Origin of the sequence: Mesorhizobium sp. CO1-1-11, assembly GCF_020164995.1 — a bacterium.
In the GTDB taxonomy this organism is placed as follows: domain Bacteria; phylum Pseudomonadota; class Alphaproteobacteria; order Rhizobiales; family Rhizobiaceae; genus Mesorhizobium; species Mesorhizobium australicum.
This window is the reverse complement of the sequence record NZ_JAIUHE010000012.1, coordinates 27,817-49,315: the sequence shown is the minus strand read 5'-3', so window position 1 is coordinate 49,315 and position 21,499 is coordinate 27,817. Positions and strand designations below refer to the sequence as shown.

At 60.1% G+C, this 21,499-nt stretch carries 20 protein-coding genes and 1 pseudogene; 10 read left to right on the top strand and 11 right to left on the bottom strand.

Going from position 1 to position 21,499, the window contains the following annotated elements:
- Positions 1–886 precede the first annotated feature (886 nt).
- From LB554_RS15700 to LB554_RS15680, 5 genes are all read left to right on the top strand, one after another.
- Positions 887–1,294: a hypothetical protein gene (locus tag LB554_RS15700; RefSeq protein ID WP_224585460.1), complete on the top strand. Its 408-nt coding sequence runs from the start codon at positions 887–889 to the stop codon at positions 1,292–1,294.
- 262 nt (positions 1,295–1,556) lie between these two features.
- Positions 1,557–2,114, top strand: a complete 558-nt coding sequence (locus LB554_RS15695) for an SH3 domain-containing protein (RefSeq protein ID WP_224585458.1) — start codon at positions 1,557–1,559, stop codon at positions 2,112–2,114.
- A gap of 259 nt (positions 2,115–2,373) precedes the next feature.
- A complete protein-coding gene (locus tag LB554_RS15690; RefSeq protein WP_224528389.1) occupies positions 2,374–2,862 on the top strand; it encodes a hypothetical protein in 489 nt (162 codons plus the stop codon).
- 938 nt (positions 2,863–3,800) lie between these two features.
- Positions 3,801–4,334 (top strand): sigma-70 family RNA polymerase sigma factor, encoded by a 534-nt coding sequence (locus LB554_RS15685; RefSeq protein ID WP_140792079.1) that lies wholly within the window; start codon positions 3,801–3,803, stop codon positions 4,332–4,334.
- The gene (locus LB554_RS15680) at positions 4,321–5,106 is read left to right on the top strand and encodes an anti-sigma factor family protein (protein ID WP_224585456.1); all 786 of its coding nucleotides are present in this window, start codon (positions 4,321–4,323) and stop codon (positions 5,104–5,106) included. The genes LB554_RS15685 and LB554_RS15680 overlap by 14 nt, the downstream gene beginning before the upstream one ends.
- Here LB554_RS15680 and LB554_RS15675 read toward each other — a convergent pair.
- A complete protein-coding gene (locus LB554_RS15675) occupies positions 5,096–5,359 on the bottom strand; it encodes a hypothetical protein (protein ID WP_224585454.1) in 264 nt (87 codons plus the stop codon). The genes LB554_RS15680 and LB554_RS15675 overlap by 11 nt on opposite strands.
- A 48-nt stretch (positions 5,360–5,407) precedes the next feature.
- The gene (locus LB554_RS15670; RefSeq protein WP_224528394.1) at positions 5,408–5,617 is read right to left on the bottom strand and encodes a helix-turn-helix domain-containing protein; all 210 of its coding nucleotides are present in this window, start codon (positions 5,615–5,617) and stop codon (positions 5,408–5,410) included.
- A 1,066-nt stretch (positions 5,618–6,683) separates the two neighbouring features.
- On the opposite strand from LB554_RS15670, the gene LB554_RS15665 reads away from it, so the two are divergent.
- The 3 genes and pseudogenes from LB554_RS15665 to LB554_RS15655 form a co-directional block, all read left to right on the top strand.
- A complete protein-coding gene (locus LB554_RS15665) occupies positions 6,684–7,160 on the top strand; it encodes an Hsp20 family protein (RefSeq protein WP_141907421.1) in 477 nt (158 codons plus the stop codon).
- 87 nt (positions 7,161–7,247) lie between these two features.
- Positions 7,248–7,757, top strand: coding sequence for an Hsp20/alpha crystallin family protein (locus LB554_RS15660; protein ID WP_141907422.1), 510 nt, complete (start codon positions 7,248–7,250; stop codon positions 7,755–7,757).
- 74 nt (positions 7,758–7,831) lie between these two features.
- Positions 7,832–8,551 (top strand): annotated as a pseudogene (locus LB554_RS15655) (NADH dehydrogenase ubiquinone Fe-S protein 4); the annotation flags it as partial.
- 312 nt (positions 8,552–8,863) lie between these two features.
- On the opposite strand, the gene LB554_RS15650 reads toward LB554_RS15655, so the two are convergent.
- The 3 genes from LB554_RS15650 to LB554_RS15640 all read right to left on the bottom strand — a co-directional run bounded on the left by LB554_RS15650 (position 8,864) and on the right by LB554_RS15640 (position 11,433).
- The gene (locus LB554_RS15650; RefSeq protein WP_140792069.1) at positions 8,864–9,067 is read right to left on the bottom strand and encodes a hypothetical protein; all 204 of its coding nucleotides are present in this window, start codon (positions 9,065–9,067) and stop codon (positions 8,864–8,866) included.
- 1,628 nt (positions 9,068–10,695) lie between these two features.
- A complete protein-coding gene (locus tag LB554_RS15645; protein WP_224585452.1) occupies positions 10,696–11,019 on the bottom strand; it encodes an ArsR/SmtB family transcription factor in 324 nt (107 codons plus the stop codon).
- 309 nt (positions 11,020–11,328) lie between these two features.
- Positions 11,329–11,433, bottom strand: coding sequence for a putative RiPP precursor (locus LB554_RS15640; RefSeq protein ID WP_224585450.1), 105 nt, complete (start codon positions 11,431–11,433; stop codon positions 11,329–11,331).
- Between the two features lie 210 nt (positions 11,434–11,643).
- Here LB554_RS15640 and LB554_RS15635 point away from each other — a divergent pair, with 210 nt between their 5' ends.
- The gene (locus LB554_RS15635; protein WP_224585448.1) at positions 11,644–12,378 is read left to right on the top strand and encodes a Crp/Fnr family transcriptional regulator; all 735 of its coding nucleotides are present in this window, start codon (positions 11,644–11,646) and stop codon (positions 12,376–12,378) included.
- Between the two features lie 467 nt (positions 12,379–12,845).
- Here LB554_RS15635 and LB554_RS15630 read toward each other — a convergent pair whose 3' ends face one another.
- On the bottom strand, positions 12,846–13,343 hold the full coding sequence (locus LB554_RS15630) for a response regulator (protein WP_224585446.1): 498 nt from the start codon (positions 13,341–13,343) through the stop codon (positions 12,846–12,848).
- The gene (locus tag LB554_RS15625; RefSeq protein WP_224585443.1) at positions 13,333–16,074 is read right to left on the bottom strand and encodes a PAS domain S-box protein; all 2,742 of its coding nucleotides are present in this window, start codon (positions 16,072–16,074) and stop codon (positions 13,333–13,335) included. Before LB554_RS15625 ends, LB554_RS15630 begins: the two co-directional genes overlap by 11 nt.
- A 346-nt stretch (positions 16,075–16,420) precedes the next feature.
- Here LB554_RS15625 and LB554_RS15620 point away from each other — a divergent pair, with 346 nt between their 5' ends.
- The gene (locus LB554_RS15620) at positions 16,421–16,627 is read left to right on the top strand and encodes a hypothetical protein (RefSeq protein ID WP_181763205.1); all 207 of its coding nucleotides are present in this window, start codon (positions 16,421–16,423) and stop codon (positions 16,625–16,627) included.
- A gap of 5 nt (positions 16,628–16,632) precedes the next feature.
- On the opposite strand, the gene LB554_RS15615 is transcribed toward LB554_RS15620, so the two are convergent.
- The 4 genes from LB554_RS15615 to LB554_RS15600 all read right to left on the bottom strand — a co-directional run bounded on the left by LB554_RS15615 (position 16,633) and on the right by LB554_RS15600 (position 21,393).
- The gene (locus LB554_RS15615; RefSeq protein ID WP_224585440.1) at positions 16,633–16,773 is read right to left on the bottom strand and encodes a hypothetical protein; all 141 of its coding nucleotides are present in this window, start codon (positions 16,771–16,773) and stop codon (positions 16,633–16,635) included.
- A 1,332-nt stretch (positions 16,774–18,105) separates the two neighbouring features.
- Positions 18,106–19,311 carry an ROK family transcriptional regulator gene (locus tag LB554_RS15610; RefSeq protein ID WP_224585439.1) on the bottom strand — a complete coding sequence of 402 codons (1,206 nt, stop codon included), beginning with the start codon at positions 19,309–19,311 and terminating at the stop codon, positions 18,106–18,108.
- A gap of 127 nt (positions 19,312–19,438) precedes the next feature.
- A complete protein-coding gene (locus tag LB554_RS15605; protein WP_224585437.1) occupies positions 19,439–20,461 on the bottom strand; it encodes an SIS domain-containing protein in 1,023 nt (340 codons plus the stop codon).
- Positions 20,458–21,393 (bottom strand): BadF/BadG/BcrA/BcrD ATPase family protein, encoded by a 936-nt coding sequence (locus LB554_RS15600; RefSeq protein WP_224585435.1) that lies wholly within the window; start codon positions 21,391–21,393, stop codon positions 20,458–20,460. Before LB554_RS15600 ends, LB554_RS15605 begins: the two co-directional genes overlap by 4 nt.
- Between the last annotated feature and the right edge of the window lie 106 nt (positions 21,394–21,499).

The window sequence follows — 21,499 nt, the reverse complement described above, 5'->3', positions numbered from 1 at the left end:
GTCTCGGGCCTGAGACAGCCACAACTCCCTGTACTCCTGGGAGATGCCTTTCATTACGGAGCGCGCGGCGCCAGTGATTTCGTAGGCCCCGCAAAAGCCGCACTGAAATTCGCACAGCTGCGTCAGGAGATCGGCTTCGAGTGCCGTTCCCGCGCAGACTGGGCAAATAGACGGGTAATATCTTCTGCTTTCGAGCAATGTATCCATGGTCAAGACTGCCGATCTGTTCACAAATGCGGACCGGCCCAGCGGCCAGGGAACAGCCGCTGGGCTGATAGGAAGGCGCTCCTCCCTAAGCGCAAAGCGCTGGCTACCCAAGACTTAGCCCGCGCTACCACTCCTTGCGGCCGCCGATGGCCTCGAGGCACATCGAAACTTACTCGCACCCCATCTACTGAGCATGCCGGGAAACTATTCCATCCTGAAAGGCTGTTCGGGAATGTGCCGCGGCGGGCACTTTCCTTGCTCGCGTTTTGAAGGGAGCTGAAGCAGTTTGTTCGGGCAGCTTGAACATTGCGCGCCGAAGCCCAAGTCAGGGTCTCGTCAATCCACTGCGGCCGGCCACGGATAGTTGGGAGTTCGAGCGAATCGGTATCTCCCTGCTGACCGCCAGACGCGCCAGGCCGGGGATTTGCAAAGGTTCTTATTATCAGATCACTAGGCCCATCCGCGTCTTGAGGGCAAGGGCTGTAGCGCTTGCCTTCGGAAACATGTGACCGGCGTGGAATAAATTCCGCGATTGCTAAGTATATTGTGCATCAGACAAATCGGAAGCTCTGCCGGTGAGATGCCCCACCCCTCCACCTGCTGGACAGCCAGCAGTAAGCTTTTGAGGACCCGGGGTTGGCCCAGTCCACAGAGAACAAACAAAACGGAGAACCAGGAAATGTCGCAACCCTTCGAAGAATATCGGCCTTCCAAGACGCTCTGGTTCTGGTCACTGGTAGGCGCCGTGGTCCTCACCATGATCATCGGATTCACTGCCGGCGGCTGGACCTTGGCAGGAAGGGCGGCGGAAATCGCCAAGACCTCCGCCATAAAAGCCAGGGCAGAACTGGCCGCCAATCTGTGTGTCCAAAAGTTTATCACGGCATCCGACGCGAGCCAAAATCTGGCCAAGCTGAAGGAAACGTCTTCCTACCAGAGGGATGGTTTCATTACTGACGGTGGGTGGGTCAAATTCGCCGGAATAAAAAAGGATGCACCGGGCGCCGCCGATCTGTGTGCGGAAAAACTGATCGCGTTGGACGCGATTCCGACGAGCACTGTGTCTGAGGATCAGACGAAGGGCTGATGCCATACGTCTGCTGGCGAGAACCTCACAGGCGTATGTCGCAACCCGTAAGCCCTGACCTGAGACCCGTGGTGACTTGAAGTGCGGTGGCCCGAGCCAGACGCTACCTGGACGACGAATTGTGCATCTTCTCGCGGCATTGGAATCCACCTCGCCTCAAAGCTCAGTCGGGCTTCTACAAGAGCATAGGACGGCGTCCGGCAATCAACGCTCTCGTTTGTGGCTATGCGAGATTGCCTTTCCACATTCCGTGGCAGATTGCATGAAAGCGACGGCGAATCTCGGCCCGAAGGTCCTCAGCAAAGCCGGGCATCACTGGTCTATCTCTCTTGCCCGGTTCATTCTGATAGCTGCATCGCTCGCAGGATCCGCAACGGCGACTGGACTCCACCCCAAGGCTAGTCTTCTTGTTCTGCCTCGCTTTGCCACGCTTAGAGCCTCATCAGCCAACCTTCGTGTCGGACCTGGCATGGGGTACCAAGTTGAATGGGTCCTTATGCGCCCGGGAATGCCGCTGGAAGTCTATCAACAGTATGACAATTGGCGACGGGTCAGAGACTGGGACGGAACCAGCGGATGGATTTATGGAGCGCTTCTGTCAGGCCGCAGGGCGGGCGTTGTCGCGCCCTGGGCCAAGGACAACGTTGCCCTGCGCGACAAACCGTCCATTGGAAGTTCGGTTGTTGCCTGGCTGCAGCCTTGCGTGCGGGTAGAACTGACCCGATGCGACGGACAATGGTGTGCTGTTGGACTAGGGCCCAAATCCGGCTTCATCAGGCAGACGAGTATGTGGGGCGTCTATCCCGGCGAGGTGCTTTGAAGTGGCCCACGCGGGTCGAGTGGCTTTGCAGACGATCACAGGCAAGCATTCCAGAGGACGGATTGTTGAGCGACCCCCTATCTTGTGGACAACGTGCTGCCTGTTCCGGGCCGGAGCCTTCCACTCACCATTTTGTGAATCGTGGTGATGGCAAGCTGACGGGGTCACGAGCCTCCAATCACCAAGTGGAGCCGAAAGCCGATTTTGCCAGGCGAAAACCCTTCGGGGACTCTATGGCGCTGCTAAGCTGGAAGGAATAATGGGCATCAAATCAGTTGGAGCGGGCGTCGCATGTTTATTAGTTTCCATCACTTGGGTGCAGGCTGCCCCAAGACTCCTCTCGCAGCACGGCGCTTGGGGCGTCTATTCTTATCGCGCTGACAAGACAAGGTGCTATGTCTTGAGTGTCCCCGTTTCCAAACTGCCGGCCGGTATCGATCATGGCGAAAATTTCATAACGGTCTCGCGCACACCGGTCGAGGAACAGCCCGACGCAATCATGGGGTATCGGCTCAAGCCAGGGTCAGACATCCATGTGGTGATCGCAGACCAGCGCTTCTCGATGTTCACGCAGGACAACAATGCCTGGCTTCAGAACGCCAATGAGGATCGGTCAATGGTCAGTGCCATGCGGGCCGGGAGCAACATGAAGCTTTTCGCCACGTCTTGGAGGGGCACCCAAACCCAGTACGCATATTCCCTGATGGGATTGAGCGCCGCATTGCAGGCGAGTAGCGCGTGCAAATAGAAATTCCAATGGCCCTGCTTGTGCTGCTGACCTCGTCAAAGACCGGGTTGGTGAGAGGCCTTCATGGCCTCGACATCGACTGCGAGCCACCGCGCATGTCAGCAGGCTCACTCTCACCATCTTGAACGGGAAGGCATGAGAGAGATTTTCAAAACTGCTATCGTGATCACGTTGGTCGCGCTCGCAGTTGTCCTGCTTTTGCTGGCAGCAAGAGGTTTTCGCACCGGTCCGTCCGATCCGATTGTTAGTTCCGGTCATTCTCGCTTGCCTCTTGCAGACATCGGCCTTGGTTTGCCCGCAGCCTCTGATAGAGCGGCCTGAGCTGGTGATCATCCAGCTTGGCGGCACCCATTCACTCCCGATGCCAAGCACGACGCTTGAAGGTGTCGGGGCGTTAATCTCTTTAACGCCCGCGCCGATCTCTTCGTCCCCCGAGAAGGAGATACAGCTGTGATCCGTCTCGGCATGGGCGGGCAAAAATCCGGCGGCCTTGGAATAGTTTCCGGTGCTGTCCGGTATATTCCAAGACAGGCAAGCTAGTCGCCCCTCGCCTGTCAGGCCCAGCAGGCCCTCCTTGGTTGTCCTTTCACTGCTGGGCCTCCCTCGTCGAAAGGATCATCCACTGTCTGGCGCCAGGAATGACACGGCCGGCCACGAAGTAGCGGATTGCAGCGCTCGGACCTTGCGCAGCCTTTATGTTGCGGAATCCGCTAGGTGTGCCACTGGCGCCAAAAACTGTAGATGGGCTGGCAACTCTGGCGAGCCAGATGAATGTCAGTCGCGATTATCTCATTGAGAGAGCGAGTGGCTGGAAACACGGTTGATGGATCCAGTCCCAGGCGACGATTTGATCCCATCGGCAGGATCAGACCGGCAGCCAAGCAAATTGTAGTCGAGTGGGTTGGAATAGTTTCGGCTCCCAGTCAGTATATAGGGCCATGAAGGTGAACTTCGACGTCACTCCACACTTGGAGGACCTGTGGCGCTACAGCAGGGTGCTCACAAAAAATGACACCGACGCGGATGACCTGGTGCAGGAGGCGCTTGTTCGGGCACTCGGGTTGTCGCGCACCTACGACGCGTCGCGCCCGCTTATGCCGTGGTTGATCACGATCGTGCGGAACACATTTTTCACCAGCGCTGTCCGAGCTGATGCTGAGCGCCGTCGCTTGGCCGCTTATGCCCAACAATGCGACCCGTTGCTGATGCCATCACAAGAACACTGCGCGGAGCTCTCCAACGTTCAACGGGCGCTAGAGGGAGTACCGTCTGACCAAGCCGAAGTGCTTCATTTGGTCGCCGTCTTAGGCTTCACCTATTCGGATGCTGCCGCGGTGCTTGGGGTTCCCGTGGGAACAGTGATGTCTCGTCTGAGCCGCGGCCGGATTGCCCTGAAACTCAATATGGAAAAGACGAACGACGCCGCACGTGCTCAATTGAAGATAGTGGGAGGCCGTGATGTGGCCAAGTGACCGAATTTCCGAAGAGGAGATAAACCGGTTTCTTGACGGCGAGCTGTTGCCGTCCCGGAGGTCTGAACTCCAGGCGCGTCTTGCCCGCGAGCCCGAAGCAGCGGCGGAGGTATTCGCACAAGCACAGCGCATGGAAGCGTTGCGCAATCTACAGCCCCAGCGCCTGTTTCCCCCTCGATCAAGCCTGGACAGGGCCCAGGAGTTGGAGAACGCCTTCCGACGAAGGAAAGTATTTGCCGTGTTCAAATTGCAGCTGGCTGCGGCGGCGCTGGTCTTCTTGGGCTGGTCAGCCAATTCGTTGACCGAGCCGCTTCGCCAAGGCGGTCAAAAGGCGGATGAAACTTTCATTCTCGCCGCGCGGGACGCCTTACGGGTCGCCCAGCTCAATGCCGGCCCTGAGAAGGGCAGCGAGCCGAAGCAGGATAAGATCGAACGGCTGATCGGAGCGGTAAACATAAGCATGCCCGCTCTTCCGACTGTTTGGCAGGTGAAGGACGTTCAGGTTCAACCCTGGAACGGGAAGCAGAGCCTGGTTGTGACGGCGGATACCCCAAGCGTCGGCCGCATTACGCTGGTGGCAGTTCCCATGAACGGGGAAGACGCCGTCCCCCCAACTCCGGCCACTGATGGTCGAGTGCCCACCGTGTACTGGCAGTCAGGTGGCACGGCATATGCGCTGATGGGTTCTGCCACGCCGGATCGCCTAGAGAAGGAAGCAAAGGAAATCGAAGTGGCTAGCCGCAGGAATGTCGCCCCCAAGGTCAGAGGTTAAGCTGCTGATCGGCCGTAGCAGGGACGAACGGATGGCTCAGGAGCACGGCATTGAGGGCTTTGGAAGCTTGGCAGTAGGTGACTGAAAACTGGAATTTGCGAGCGGTATCGGCCTGATTTTCGCAGGACACAAACTTGCGGTCGACGTGAGGCCTTGCAAAATTCAGCGCATCGGTTGGGCGCCAATGAATACGGTTACTGCGGCGTTGCAGCTCTAAGCCTTTTCGATCGAGGAAGTGCGAACGCGCGAGCACTTCCTTAGCGGTCCGGCGTTCCGCGGGGTTTATGCCGGACCGCTCACGTTAGATGGCGCATCGGAACGCGATTTCACCGATCTGCAGATCGCTGGCGTCGAGAAGCGATTTCGCATCGTGCACACGCAGAGCTAGATAGGCGGCCATGGGGCTTGCGCCCAACTCTATGCCGAAGAGACGCTCCAGCTGGCGCCCGGAGCAATTCAATCTGGCCGCCATCTCGGTGACCGACACCTTCTCCTGGAGGTTGCGGTCCATCAAAAGGAAGGCCGCTTGACCGCGCGGCTTGAAGCTTCGGGAAACAGGTCCCCTACGGGCTTACATTCGAGATGCAGCCGGGCCGGGGGGCACGAAGGAAACATGGCGAAACACGGACTGTCAGCACTCGATGCGGATATTCTGAGGACGACCTTCCAAAAATCGGTCTTGGAAGAAGGCATCCCGGAGAGCAAGTGGCGAAAATACGCTGAGGAACTTGTCCGGGTATATACCGGCTCCCCGATCGTAGATCCTCGGTTGGTGGACTTGATCGTAAGCAAATAGCACAGGGAGAGCCTCTGTGCTTACGGCCGGTCTTGCCGGGCACCGCGGCACCACCGCGCCGCCTTCCAAATGGCCAACAATGTGAAGGCCGGGCGGACGTCCATCCAGACCGTGAGTTTGGCGCTACCTGGCTCTCGCTCGACGGGGTGCGGAACTTGAGCTCCGACATCACCAATCTCAGTTGTCTCGTTCACGACAGCGGCTGTGAACTGGCTGGCTTCAGCGCCTGCTCCAGCCTTCACACACGCTTCCTCAATTGCTTCCCTTCCGTCTGTGAAAAGGCAGGCGGCACCCGGCCGGGGAGCTGGGCAAACTTCCTAGCCGACGTGCAGCTGGCTGTCGGCCACAACGTTCTGGGGCGGAAGCGGATGCTCTAGCCGTCCGGCCCGGTTCCTCTCGGCGTCCAGAAGTTGCTCCTAGGTTATCAGGCCGTTCAAAAATAGCTTGAGCAGGTGGGACGCGATGCGCTGGGCCTGCTGCTTGAGTACGGCAGCGGGCGAGCCCTGGTCTGCTCATCGCAGAGTGCTGATCTCAATCGGGCGTCGCCGAGGGGCAGGTCCGATCTTTATGTCAGTCGCTGAAGTCTGGCTGGTGAAGACGTGCCAAGACATCAGCACCCAGTCGAGTTCCGGTTAAAGGCATAGTAAGACGCCGGCCTCTTGAACAGCCAATCCAGTGAACTAAATCATGACCGCCGGCGCCATCGGGGCCGGTATGCCGGCCGGAGAGCATCCGGTGGCAGAAGACCTTGTATCCATATTGCTCAAAGGAGGATGTGGCTATGAGAACCACTCTCGACTTTTCTCCCCTATTCCGGTCGAGCATCGGCTTCGACCGAATGCTGAACGCGCTGGAGGCTGCAAGCCGCGTCGAAACTATCGACAACTGGCCTCCCTATGACACCGTCAAGACTGGCGAGCACGACTACCGCATCACCATGGCGGTGGCCGGTTTTTCGCAGGACGATCTGACCATCACCCAGGAGCAGAACATGCTCATGGTGTCCGGTCAAAAGGCTGGCGAGGACACCGGCCAGTATCTGCATCGCGGTATGACCGAGCGTCCTTTCCAGCGCCGCTTCGAGTTGGCCGACCATGTGAAGGTCATAGGCGCAAGCCTAGTCAATGGCCTGCTGGCGATCGATCTCAAGCGCGAGACTCCCGAGGAAATGAAGCCCCGCAAGATCGAGATTGCGGCCGGCGAGGCGCTGCCCAAGGTCGAGACGAAGCAGATCGAGGCCGATAAGCAGGCCGCCTGAAGCCGCTCCCACAGCGCCAATTGGGCACGGCGTCAGGCAATCCCCGGCGCTGGCGGGAACAAACGAACAAACAGAAGGAGAAGAACAATGAATGTCCGTGATCTGATCCCCTGGAACCGCGGCAACGGCAACCAGGTTCCAACTGTGTTCCGCGATAGCGAGCGCGACCCATTCCTGTCCCTGCATCGCGAGGTGAACCGGCTGTTCGACGACGTCTTTCGCGGCTTCGGCTCGAAACATCCCTCTTTCAACACTCCTTCCGCCTTCAGCGGCGGTTGGCCGAGCGTCGAGATTTCCGACAGTGAGAAGGAGATCAAGGTGACAGCCGAGATACCTGGCCTCGAAGAGAAGGACATCGAAGTTCTGCTCGACGACGGTGTGCTGACGTTGAAGGGTGAAAAACACTCCGAGACGGAGGACAAGGACCGGCAGTTCTCCGAGCGTTTCTATGGCCACTTCGAGCGGCGCATCCCACTCGGCTACGAGGTCAAGGACGACAAGGTCGACGCGCGCTTCAGCAATGGTGTGCTGACCGTGACCTTGCCCAAGAGCGAGAGGGCGCAGTCGCAGGTCAAGCGCATCGCCATCAAGAGCTAACGCATGGCAGGCGCCGGCGGCGGGCCAGCTGCCGCCGCCGGCAGCATCCTTCGCCAGACAGGGAGGGATGAACAATGGAGATGACGAGACAGGTCGACAGATCAACCAGAATGCCAGACCCGCAGGGGTGGCCGTCGAACGACAACCTGCACAAGCCCCTTTCGATGGGGCGCTCGCTCTTCACAGACGATGCGGTCGCGCGCATCTACAAGCCGTCGCGCGCGGTGACCACGTTCGGCAAGGCACGCTCGAAGGGCTGGCGCCTCGTTTTCGAGCGACGCACAGCGCCGTTCATCGAGCCGCTGATGGGCTATACGAGCGGCGACGACACGCTGGCCCAGGTCGAGCTTGGCTTTCCGACATTGGAATCGGCCATCCGCTACGCCGAGCGGCAGGGCCTGACCTATGTCGTCCAGACGCCGACCGCGCTGGTCGGCAAGGGCCGTTGCCTGCGGCTCGATGAGATGCCTGCACAGGCCGGGAGTTCTACGCGCGCTTCCTCAGATGCTGTGCTTGAGCGGCTCGGACTTGCCGTCCTTCAGGAGAGCTACGGGCGCGCCCTCGACAGTGCCGCCAATCGCAACGATCCCTCCGGATCGGATGGCTGGACATCGCCTATGGACCTGGTCCGCGATCTGACGCTGCCGCTGGAGGCGAAGCGCTCGATCCTGATGAACTGGGTCTTGACGGAGTACCTGATCGACCAGGCGACCAATGAGTGCATGCCTGAAAACAGTCGGCCGTCGCGTCTCGATGAGGTCGAGCAGGCGCTGCTCGCGCTCGAACGCGAGGTTGCCGCCAACCGGGATGGTTCAGGCAAGAGAGCCTCGCTCTCAGTGCGACGGCAAATGGCTGATCGGCGTGGCGACGCCGTCCTATGCCGCCTTCCGCTTTCCCACGACAATGCGCCTCCCGCGTCTCAGCCGACGCAAATGAGGTCGAAAGCCGTCGCTGAATCGGAGCCCTTCAACGGCCGCTATTTGATCCTCGACCTCCGATAGCGGACCGTCCGGACCGCCCATTTCAGCCATCCTCGAACTCGGTACTGCTGATCCCGATCGCCTTGGCGTCGGCGAAAAGCTTCTGAATAGCCTCCGAGACCGAGATCACGTTTGGACTGGCTGCTCAGCCGCCTTGTCGAGAAGTTTGACGCGGCGAGTGCTCATGCCGCCCTCACCCGACGGAACATAAGCGAAGGTTCGCTTCCCGCCTCTTATTTCGGTGACACGCAGCCAGTTTTCTTCCTGATGCCTCAATGTGACCGGCTGGCCGAGGTGTGCTTCTGCCGCTTTGAATGGCACCTGGGCCATGACCACCTGCGAAGACACAACGACCCGCCGGCCATAATCTCAACTCGATACTCCGACCCTCACGTCCGCGATTGTTACCCAACCGCGATTCAATTAGTTATAGCTAATTAGCTCTAGACCTTTGCATGGTATGTTGCAGCCCGCATGGAAAGGCCCATCTGACCACGCGGCGGCTCGGTGGTTTGATCTCGCAGGGCAAAACCACCGAGCCTAACTGGCAAAACCGTAGCCAGCTTATCTGAAATTAGCATCGTGGCCATTGACCCGGGTCATTCAAACGGACGAACAAAGAAGACAACGCGACGTCAGGTTCCAGTGTCGAGCGCAGCGGCACCCAACCTGAAAATTTCAAGCTTCTCGCTGTACGAGAGCCGTACCCTTTCGCCGCATCGCTTGCAGGTGAACGTCGTTACGGACTTGACCCACGAGCCTTTCCTGACCAGTGGGGTTTTGCAGCTCGGACATTGAAAGGTCAGGTTTTTGTCGAGCAGCTGATTGGATAGAGCCATTTTCATCTTCTCCCAAGATGAAATGGCCGTGCAAGGCTGGTGCCAGGACATGCGTATTAGAACGACACATTGGCGGCGGATGGGGGTTCTTGGTCAGTGTCAATGCGACGTTGGACGCTCTCGCCCATCGAAGCTGACCGCCATGGCCCTACCAGTTGCGAATTTCACGATAGCAGCCGTAAGGGCCTCGTCGGTATCGGCGCAACCAGGCGCGCGTGCGCGAAGCTCCTGGATGGTTTCCCCGATAGAGATCACATCCCCTTGGCGACAGTCGGGACGTACAGCTCGTATAAGCTCTTGAGTGGTGAATCCAGGCGGAAGTATGCGCTTCAAACTGCCCATCGGGACCCCTCGCTGACAAACAGAAGAAGACGGGATAATACCCCGAATCTTGGCTGCAGCGAGTCCGACTGAAGTCCCAGCAATTAGTTGACGGCGTGACCATCATTCTGTCTTGTCAGCGCGCGGCGGACCTGTAGGTCGCCTGGCCGACGGGTAGCTCTCAGGCACTGCGTCGGCCGACTTCACTCCCCTTGCTACCGGCGCCGGACCGTCTTTGAAGAGCCGCCTGCAACCTTGCAGCGGCCAAAAGAATGCTGTCCGGTATCGGTTCGGGAGGATCGACCTTTTCCATGGCTGGGCAGCGTAAAGCGGCTCAGTCGGCGCTTGTCAACCGGGAATGATGATCAGCGCAGGACGGCTAACTACCCAGTCCGCCGCCAGCCAGAAGCCGCCCGCCATAAAGACAAGCTCCACGATTGCAACCACGAGGATTCGCATGCGACGCCTCCGTCCAGTTGTGGATCACAATAGCACTTCGACGTGTTTTGCCCAAATTGCCCGCCGCCCCATTCACGGCAGCGGCGGGCGTCCCTGGGGATGAGTAAAAGGGACTGCCTGGGCGTTGGTGAACCAAGCTGAGATAGACGCTGCAATTTCGGTGCCAATGGAAACTGTGGCCGCTATGAAACGGAAAGCCGCCGCGTGGCCTCCCGCGACGGGCTTCTTTATGGAGTGGATGCATCCTGTAAGGAATCGACCACTTAACCTCCGCTACCGGACAATGTTCCCGCGCACAAAAAGCTCGCCGGCCGGAGCTAACAGGCTTTGGTCATCGCACTATCCCTGGCGCCACGAAGATGATCTCTTTGCCGACCGTCTTCCCATCGGAAGTTTGTCTCTGTCAGCGATGTCGCTGAGAGCGCGCACAAGCATCTTCGCCTCGTTCGAAACACAGGAATAGCAGCGCTGGCTACCTTGGTTGCGGGCTTGGACGATACCCAGCTTGGCCATACCGCTCAAATGCTGTGAAAGGGCGGTCCGTGACCCACCAATCAGTGCCACCAGGTCGGAAACGGATCGCTCCCCCTCAACGAGGTAGATGACGATCAGCAGCCGTTTGCGGAAACCTAAGGGTGCAAACAGCTCCGAAGCAAGGGACATCTGTTTTAGCCTAAGCCGTCGCCTGACGCGGGAACGCCTCCGAAGTGAAGGATCAGCTTTGATTTCAGCGAGACGCTGTCTCACGTACTCAAGCCCACCTCGCCGCGCTAAACACACCAGAGCCCGCCACTGAGGGGACGGTGGCGGGCTTTGTTTGAAAGCTGTCGAGCAACTTTCCGGCGCTCCTGTCCGGGGGGTGTCGAGGGACGCCGGGGAGTGAACCTGGCCAGATAGAATTGGTTCCCGCCGCAAGCAAAAAAGCCCGCCGGCCTGAGCCAGCGGGCGGGTGGTGAAAGGCAGATGTTTCAGTTAGTCGACCGGGCCTGTAACGGTAATCGACGAAGCAGTCAGGGCCGTAATAGCGGACAAACGTTCACGCTTGGTCAGAGCAGGCTTGTCATAGGTTTTCTTCATGGTGGTGCTCCTCGCTTACCTCGAACCCAAAATGCGTTGCGGCAGCGAGATTTGTCAATCGCCCGTCGTGAGATCAGCAGTTTTTGCGTCGATCCTCGTTTTTGCATTCGCAGCACAGGGGGTATACGGTGGCCTATCGGCCGCCGTTTTCGCCGGATGCGTCCGACCGTGAGAGAGAACCATGCTCTTGCCCGAAATGGGAAGAGAGCTATGCCGCAATCCACTTTTCGCAATCATATCTTGAAGGCACTAACGCCCGCGGACTTCGCGCTGGTGCGGCCTTCATTGCACCCTGTCGTTCTCGGCATCAAGACGCCGTTGGTGGTGGCCAATGAGCCCATCAAACTTGTCTATTTTCCAGAGGCGGGTGTTGCTTCCGTCGTCGCCACGCTGGCCGGCGGACATCAAAGCGAAGTCGGCGTCATCGGACGCGAGGGCATGACTGGTCTTGCACTGGCGCTCGGCCAAGACAGGTCGCCAGACCAAACTTTTATCCAAATCGCCAGCAACGGATCGTGCCTGTCAGCAACAATGCTCCGCACGGCACTGGCCGAAAGTTCGAGCCTCCGCGATACCGTGTTGAGATATGCTCACGCTTTCATGATTCAGTCGTCACGCACATCGCTCGTAAACAGCCGCTCGAACATCGAAGAGCGATTGGCGCGTTGGCTGCTGATGGCTCATGACCGCGTGGATTCCAATAGGATCGAACTGACCCATGAATTCTTGGCTATGATGCTTGGAACCAGGCGCCCCGGCGTGACCACGGCAATGCAAATGCTGGAATATCGAGGCCTCATCAGCGCCAAACGTGGTGCGGTTGAGATCCTCGATCGCGCCGGATTGGTCATTGTGTCAAACGGTGCTTACGGCGAGGAAGAGCAGCGCCCATTCCGTAAATTACATGCCCAGCCACGCGAGAGTTCTGTCCCTGACGTTGCATGACAGGCCGCCAGCCTGCCCACGATACATGTCTTCCGCTCGACATTTGCATGCAGGACGGAACGCTGCGCCAGCCGATGGGCGCTTAGACGAGCTGTCTTCGCTTCACCGGCTCTGCGCTCCGCGTCGATGACCCCGCGAGATTGGCGGTCGGTTCGTACGTGCCTGAGCCTGTCTACCTGCGTGGCATCTTTGGCCCTAAAAAAGGTCGGCCGCGCCCCTCGGCAGAAACGCGGGGTGTTGAGGCCCGGACCTCAACCAGCGGCGAGCCTGGAGAGGCTGCCACCAAGCCCCAACCTCCGCCTCCGAAACTTTGAATGGAGCATTCTAAGGATCCGGAGGTCCGCACAGCAGGCGAATTGTTTCGGCACAGTGACCTCAGCCGTGCTGCCGAGGGGCGGATATTGCAGGGACCAAGCACTGACGTGGCGCGCTCGGCGCGTCCAACTGTTAATGACCTCCCCCCGCGTTCAGCTCTCCTTCTCGAGCTCCTGAAAAGCATTTCGAATGGCTGCGACTAGCGTCGCTATCGAATAAGGCTTCTGCACCCATCCCAGCGGTCTGGCCGCTTCAGCTCGAAGCTTCACGTCGCGATCACCATGCGCCGTCGTAAAGATGCATCGTATGCCATGGTCGCGGTACAATTCCAGAGCGGCCTCGATGCCGTCCCGCTTGCCTAGCAAGCGGATATCCATGAGGGCAAGCACCGGCTTGGTCGAGAGCGCCATGCTTATCGCCTCATCGGCGTTGGTGGCGAGGCCTGCCAGCGAGAAGCCTTCGGCCAGCAGTCCGGCCTCTATGTCCAGCGCGATCAGATAATCGTCTTCGACGACCAAGATCACTTGGCTCCGAGTGGTTTCGGCCTGTCCGCCGCTCATATCATCCCGGGAGAACACCACCCGCGGCTTGAAGGATCGATTGACGTCCGCCGCGTGGATCAACTCATGTATTGCTGCTTTAGCTGGCAAGGCCATTCTCCTGGGGCATCTGACGAAAGGTCACGGTGCATCTGGACGGGTGCCGGCTGACTTCGAAAGTCCCGCCGATCTGTCGCACCAAGCCTTCGACCAGTCGCAGGCCTGACGAAGAGGAGCGCACAGAATCCAATTCGAAGCCCGGGCCCTCATCCTCGACCACCAGGCCAATGCGTCGGCCGTTTTGCCTGATGGAAACGCGAATGGTTCCATGCCCATTTCCGGGCAAGCCATACTTCACGGCATTGATCAAAAGCTCGTTGATAATGAGCGCCAGCGGCATCGCAATGTCGTTTGGCAGTTGGATCGGATCTGCCTGGCAGACCAATTGAACGGCTGGAGGGAACATCTGTTTTGCCGTCTCGCAAACAGCTCCCAGGAAAGGTTCAGCACCGAAGTTGATGGCATCGGGCGTGTCATAGAGGACCCGCTGAGCGGCAGCCATGGCGGCCACGCGCTTGCTGGCCTCATCCAGAACGATCCGAGCCTCCGAACTCTTGCTCGTCCTCGCGGCCACCGAAAGCAGGGACTTCAGCATCATCATGTTGTTCTTGACGCGATGATTGAGCTCGTCGAGCAAGATCCGTTGCTGGCTTTCGGCCTGCTTACGCTCGCTCACATCGACCAGCATGTTTATGGCGCCGGTGATGTTTCCAGCCGCATCGCGCATAGGGGTCGGATATGGGATGAAGGGAACCCGGGTACCATCCGGCCGCTCGGCCACCGCTTCATATCCCCGGATGGGCCGCCCCTCACGTAGTGAGACAGCCATCGGACATTGATCGTGGGGAAGCGGCGTCCCATCCGGCCAGTAAAGCTTCCATGTCACACACCATTCGTCGGTGCCAATCACGGGCGTTCGGCCGGCGAGTTGCACCGCCGCTTCATTGAAGTAGGTGATCTTCCCGTCGCGATCAGTGGTGTAGATCGCGGCAGGAATGGCGGCGAGCAGGTCTTGAAGGTGGCGCTCGCTGTCTCGTATCTTCGTTTCCGCTACCTTTCTTTCAGTTATGTCTCGGGCGATTTTGGAAGCTCCGACGGTACGGCCTGACGCATCCCGCACCGGCGATATTGTAAGAGAGATATCCACCAGCGTTCCGTCTTGGCGGCGGCGAACCGTTTCGAAATGATCCACGAGTTCGCCGTTGCGGATGCGACTCAATATCAGCGGCTCCTCATCCAGCCGATCCTCGGGAATGATAGTGGTGATGGGCTTGCCTACCATCTCCGCGGCCGTATAACCGAATAAGCGCTCGGCACCGCGGTTCCAGCTCGAGACGATGCCTCTGAGATCTTTGCTCACGATGGCGTCATGGGACGACTCCACGATTGCCGCCAGTCGCTGGGCCGCATCCTGTGTCCTCACACGCTCAATCCCGAACCCGAGCTGGCGCGCGATTGTCCGAGCGACTTCAATCTCTTCTGCCGAGCAATCATGCGGCTCGTCGAAGTAGGCCATGAATTTGCCCAGCAGACGCCCGCCTTCGGTTATCGGAATGAAACAAACTGCGCCGATGCCTTCTGTTCGGATTGCGTGTCTCAAGGTGCTGGGGAGCTCTGCCTGTTCCACATCGCGGATGCAAATGGGCGGCGGGTCGTGGTCTGCTGCGGACCAGGGCGAATGGCCTTCCACGGCGATTCGATACGCGTCCGACAAGCCGCGCCACGCGACAAACTTCATGATCCCGCCTTCCAAAAGCAGAATGGAAGCGCGCTGACATCTTAGACCGCGCTGGATGGCGCCGAGCGCAGCCTCGTAGACGTCTTCCCGGGTATGGGCGTGCTGCAGCATTTCCGTCAATCGATGCAGCGCAGCCTGCTCCTCGGCCCTTTGGGCGAGTGTCGCCTCAATCGCTTTTCGCTCGCTGATATCGTGCTGCACCCGTACTGCGTAACGAAACCGTCCGTTGCCGTCGTAAACGCTGGAAGACGTCACGACAGCCCAGAAAAGCGATCCGTCCTTACGGACGAACCGCTTCTCGATTGTGTAGCTTTCGATCTCGCCGGCAACCTGTTGGAAATATTTCGCGCGATCCGCCTCGACGTCGGAAGGGAAGGTCCGATCGAAAATCGATCGACCAACAAGCTCCTCCTGCGTATAGCCCAAAAGACGGCATAAATGTCCGTTCACACGCAGCAGCCGACCTTCAGCGTCAGCTTCCACTATTCCCACACCAGCGCTGTGGTAAGTCAGGGCAAGTCTCTGCTGCTGTTCGCGCAACAACTCTTCTGCTTCGACCTTTTCAGTCACGTCGATGGTGATGCAGCGCGTGTTGAGGAACCGACCGTCATCCGAACGCACGTTCGATGTTATCTCCACCCAACGGATGGAGCCGTCTCTGGCGCGCAGCCTCGCGCGATAATGTTGAAGGTGCTCATGCCGAGAGAGACGGTTCAAAATATCGTCGATTGCGGTAGGATCGGCGTGAAATTCCCGGATGTTGCGGCCGATGTATTCCTCCGAGGCGTAGCCGAGCAAGTTCAGTTCGGCTCGATTGGCGCGCAAGATAGTGCCATCATGCGCCACCAGGTGGAGAGCAACGGCTGCATTCTCGAAGAAATCTTCCGTCTCGCTGGCGGGGAGCAGGACCGCACCGTGCCCTTCCACTTCTCCACGGCCCAAGGATTTCGCGCCAGAAATGCTGGAGGGCAAAGCTCGTTGTTCCATGAAAGGCTGAATTCCCCCTAAACGCACATCAACGCCCGACGTCACAACAGGTTCCAACCGGCTGCACAATTAAATGTTGATGGTGGGAAGGCGTGAGCCGGTGCTGGGCTAGCAAATCCGGTAACTCGATGATTTCGAGCCATTCGCCGCAGGCTTGCACATCACCGCGACCTGGCGCTTGTCAGACCTATCCATAAAGCAGCCCGTCAAAGATTTGGGTTTCCCGGCTTGGCTTCTGCCGAGAGGCCGCCCGCGCCAGAAACATGACGCAAATTAGCTGCGGAGCGGTTGATATTCTTATCGACGCTAATACATCCGCATCGGGCAGCTGTCGGAGGAGACCTCCTTGGCAGACGACTTCCGACCAAAGGGATGCCCAGTGATTTCGGGATGGAGGAAGGCCGTGGAAGACCACGCCGGCGCGGAGCCCAATGTAGCTGACTTCGTCATTCACAAGGTTCTGGACACGTTCGAATACTCCGACCGCGGCGCGGTGGTCACGATGGTCGATCCCCAGGGCGCACGCATGCGTCTCCACGTCACCATTGTCAGCGGGGAGTTGCTTTGCGAACAAATTGCCGAAGCGCTGGAGCAGCGATACGGGGAATAGAACGTCTACTTCAACAGCGCGACCATCCTGTCGATCGCGCTGGGAAAGCCGTTCAGCGCCAGGGCAAGCACCGTCTCCTTGCCTCCGTCCGCGGCCCCCCTGACCTTGAGGCTGGTGCCGTCGCGGCAGGGTGGCCAAGGTCCCATCAAGACTCAGGTCGACAATGCAGCCGCCGGGCAGGCAGGTACGGAAGCGCAGAGGCGGCAGTGCCCGCCCGTCGAGTACGACAGCGTCCGGATGGAGTTCCTCCAATACCTTCTCTGCCTCAGCGCAACTTGCAGCCATGGCGACGTTGAAGCCCGCTTCGACCAGAAAAGCCTCGACTTCAAGCCCGATCAGAGGTTCGTCCTCCAAGATGAGGATGTCGGACGTTCGGCGGTCAGTGCTATACCTCTGACTAAGGCCGCTGCTCCGTATGGATCAGTGGCTCTGTAGGCTGCCATAGCTAGAATGGCGAGTCACGAGTTTGCCCGCCGACCGGAGCCAGCAGCGCGAGATTCGAGGGTGGTCGCGCTGTCGGCCGCATGGCACGGTGGGAGATGGGCGCGCCGTCAGAGCAGCAATCGAACTCTGCGGACCGGAGGCGGCTATCTCCGCGGCCTGTTGCGCACTGGAGGCGAATTTCGCCGGTCGAAATGTGGACTACCGCTTTTGGTGTCAAGCTCAGGGAACTCATCGCCAACGCGGCCCAAGCGTCAAAACGCCGCCAGCCGCAAGCTGGCCTCTTCATAACGAGGCGGTTCCTTAGCCGGGCGGAGTGAGTATCAAAACCGACGGCGGGATCGCGGCCGCAACAGCCGACAAGCATTCACGCCTGGTCAGAACAGGCGTTTCATAGATTCGTTTCATGGCGGTGCCTCGGCATCTGTTTACGCAAAGCATCGGCGAGGCGGTTTCGCGGCGCAAGGCGCCACGCCACCGAGCCTAACTGACAACCGCCCAAGCTTCGACAACACTAGCATTGTGGCTGTGGACTGGCGTCATTCGAACAGACGGCAGGGTTCACTGTGGAACCGCATTGAGCAACACCCGCGCGGCGCCCCGTTTTCTGCACGAGAAAATGCCGCAAGAGCCGGGAGGAGCGCATTCGCGTGCGGTTTTCGGCGCGTCTCTGCTTTGGCAGTTGTTGAGGGCGCGACGCGGCGCCTCGGGCGCGCCGATCGGCGGCAGTCTACTCAACGGCAGCCGCCTGTCGAGCGCGAAGGCTCGACCGACAAGCTGATCAACGTGCTCGCGCACATAGGCTGCGAACTCCGCGCGCGTCTCACCTTGCGGGCATCACGCAGGCACCTAAACGCATGCCTGACAACTCCAGGGCTCGTCAGATTTCATCGCGATTGCATAGTTCTGCTTCTTTTTCCACGAGGCATCGAGCTTCTGCCGTTGTGGGCCCCGACGCGCAGCCGCTGCGGCCGCGTAGGGCACGGCGTCATCCCGCATCGAAGGCAGGCGCGCCCCGGGCCTGCCTTTCCTTTTTATCAAGTGTTCCTTGCTTCCGTCTGCAACTCGGACAGCGGCGGCAGCACGACAGCCGGATGCCGGCCTTCGCGCAGCATCAGTCCGAGGCTGTAGTCCATGGCCAGTTTCACCGCCCCCAGCGCGGTGCCGCCATCTTCAAGCGAACTGACGGCGATCCGTGTGGGCCATGCAAGTTCCGCCGCCACCCTTCCAACACTTTCCGTCATCAGCGGGTTTCGGCCGACCCCGCCGCCAAGCACGATCAATCCGGGATCAAGCATGCCGATGCAGCCGGCCGCCAGCCTGCCGATATCGGCGGCATGACGCTCGACGGCCACTATGGCCGGCCGTGACCCTTCAAGCGCGCGCGCGAACAGACCCTTGGCCGAATCCGGCGGCGCCCCCTCTCCGGAGGGCCAGTCGGCACGGCAACGCTCGATCAGCCCCCGTGAGCCGAGATAATGTTCGAGCCCCTCACGATAAGGCGTTTCGCTGGCTGACCACGGAAACGGCATGCGGCCAATTTCGCCGGCCGCACCGCCGGCGCCGCGAAACAAGCGTCCTTCGGTGATGAAGCCGAGCCCGATCCGTACGCCCACCTGCAGGAAGGCGAAGGTCCGGTGGCCCTGCGCGGCGCCAAAATGCATTTCGCCGATAGCCGCGCAGTTTACGTTGTTTTCCAGGATGATCGGCACCTCGATGCTACGGCGCAGCAGGTCAAGCACCGCGGACGGCCCACCAGGGCGGTCGAAACGATCATTGGATACAATGCGCGGCACCGCCACGGCGATGGCCCGCAGCGCGCGAAAACTCTTGCCGACCTTGGCCATCGTGGCATGCGCCACCGACAGGACGATGGCGCCGACCTCGTCGGCATCGCCGACGTTGGCTTCCGGAATCGGTTCTTCCGCAGATGCCAGCTTCTGTGTGTCCATCGAATAGGCAACCGCCCGCACCTGGGCGGCGCCGACATCGATGCCTATCGCGTAGCCCGCTCCCGAGCCGATGCCGTAGATGGTCGCGGTGCGGCCAATGGCGCCGCGTTCCAGGCCGCGTGAGGCGACGAGACCGAGCGCGCTCAGCTCCGACACGGCTGCCGACATCGTCGGCTTCGACAGGTCGAGCATGGCACCGAGCTTCGGCCGCGTGACCGGCCCATGCGCGGCGAGCACGCGCAGCACGGCTCGGGCGCTGTCGGTCAGATTGGGGATTTCCGCAGCCGTCATCTAAGCCGTTCGACCTTTGCCCTGAAATCCTGTCTCCGGTCGGTGCAGCGACAACGCCGCCACGACTCAAAGTCGCATCCCGTCCTCAATGCCCCATTGGTGACCGGTTTGGCAATTTACAAGGATGTCAGACTTCCGTCGGCGACCACGGCTTCAGCTTGGTATCGGTCTGCCGGTAACGGAAAACAATGTCGGTCAGGCCGGCGGCGTCCTGCATATCGCCGACGACAAGCTGGATGGCGACGATCTCCAGAATGGCATCGGCGATGGTATTGCCAAGGGCTGGGATGGAAATCACCACCAGCCTGTCGGCCGAAACGACGTCCATGCGCCGCGTGACCAGCACCGATGGGCAGCCGAAGCCGGCGACATCCTGCGCGATCTTCACCTCACGACCATCGCCGATGGCGATCAATCCGGTCGCCGTATCCTGCGATTCCATTGGTCCATGCAGATAGTTAAGCGTATCCCATCCGGATGCCGGCAAGCGAACAGCCTCGCGGATCAGCATCGCCGCCTCGCCGGCATTGGCGAAGCTGACACCGGCGCCGACGATGTCGATGGATGTTCTGCCCTGCAGCAGCCGCGCCGCCTGCCCGGCAGCATGTTCCGAGCCGGAGAGGACGGTCGCGACCGCGCCGGGCAAACGCGTCCAGTCGAAGCTGTTGCCGGCAAGGCTGTCGATCAGCATGCCAAGCGCCAGCAAGGTCCCGGTGTAGCCGGTCGAGCTGGCGCCATTGTCGTCGCCCGACTCCGTGGCAAGAACAGCGCCGGTCAAATCAGCCAGCGGATTGTGGCTGCCACGGCAGACTGCCACGCGTGGCGACGCGGATGCCTCGCGCATGACATCGAAAATTTCTCGGCTCTGCCCAGAGGCCGACAATGCGATAAAGGCATCGGCGGCCGCATCCGTGCGGCCATAGAGCTCTGTCGGCGTATAGGCGAAGGCCCTGATGCCTGAGGCGCGCAGATAAAGCGCGCCGGCCAGCGCCGCCTGGTAGCTGGCGCCGATGCCGGCAAGCCCGATCGTCTTGCCGGCAAAGGCTCGCAGATCGAGGCCATCGAGTGCCGCGGCCACTGAGCGCCTGCCGATCTCGAGACTTTCCGTCTGGCGCGTCACCGCCGGGCGATAGCCAATACGCTTCATCATTCAAACAGCTCCAATGTGGGAGGATAGCCCTGGCCGACGAGCAGCCGCCGGGCCAAGGCGACGCCGCCGAGCACCGGCGGCTCGCGCAGCAGCACGATCTGGCTCGCCGGCGACACTTCGGCCATGGCCTCGACGAATGCCTTCATCAGCATCGGCTGCTCCGAGATGACACCGCCGCCAGCCACGACCAGAGCAGGATTGGCGCCGCGTTGGATCAACAGTTCGACAAGCGCGGCAAGTCCTGCCCCGCCTTCCCTGATAACGCGGATGGCCAGAGCCGATCCTGCGATGGCCGCGTCGAACACGGCATTGGCATAGCGCCCCCAGACCGCGGCACCGCGCGTTTCGTTGAGCAGGATGCCGAGCTTGGTCTGGTCGTCAGTAACGAGTTCGTGCATCAGTGCGGCAATCAGCGGGTCGCCATCCTCGCCCCTGTCGAGGCTGTGGCGGACCGCCTTGGCGGCTTCGCGGACCAAAGCCGGCGCACTGCCCTCATCGCCGAGGATCCAGCCCCAGCCGCCGGCCGCCAGCATCTTGCCTTGGGCCGTGCGCGCCACCGCGATGGAACCTGTGCCGGCGACGACGCCGATGCCATCGCTATGGCCGGCGGCGGGCACCATCAGTTCGGCGTCATTGACCACCTGCACCGCGCCGCCGGTCCTGCTCGCCAGCAGCGCCTGGAAGCGCAGGCATTGTTCACCCGTGTCGCAGCCGTGCGCGCCGACTGCCAGCGCAACGGGCGCCACGCCACCGCACAACCCGGCGACGATGTCGGCGAGCCTCGTGGCATCGGTTTCCATCTGCCGAATACGCCAACTCTCCGTGACCAGCACCTCGTCGGCGATCGTGCGCTCGCCCAGGCATGCCATGATGCGCGTCTTGGTGCCGCCTATATCCACGCCTGCAATGATTTTCTGGGTCAAGACATCCACCGCGCATGCCGGACAGAGCGGGTTGCCGCGTCCGATCATTTAGTTAGGAAACTTTACAAACTATCTTCCCAGACGGCAACAACTATGATTTGGTGATCGTCGTAAA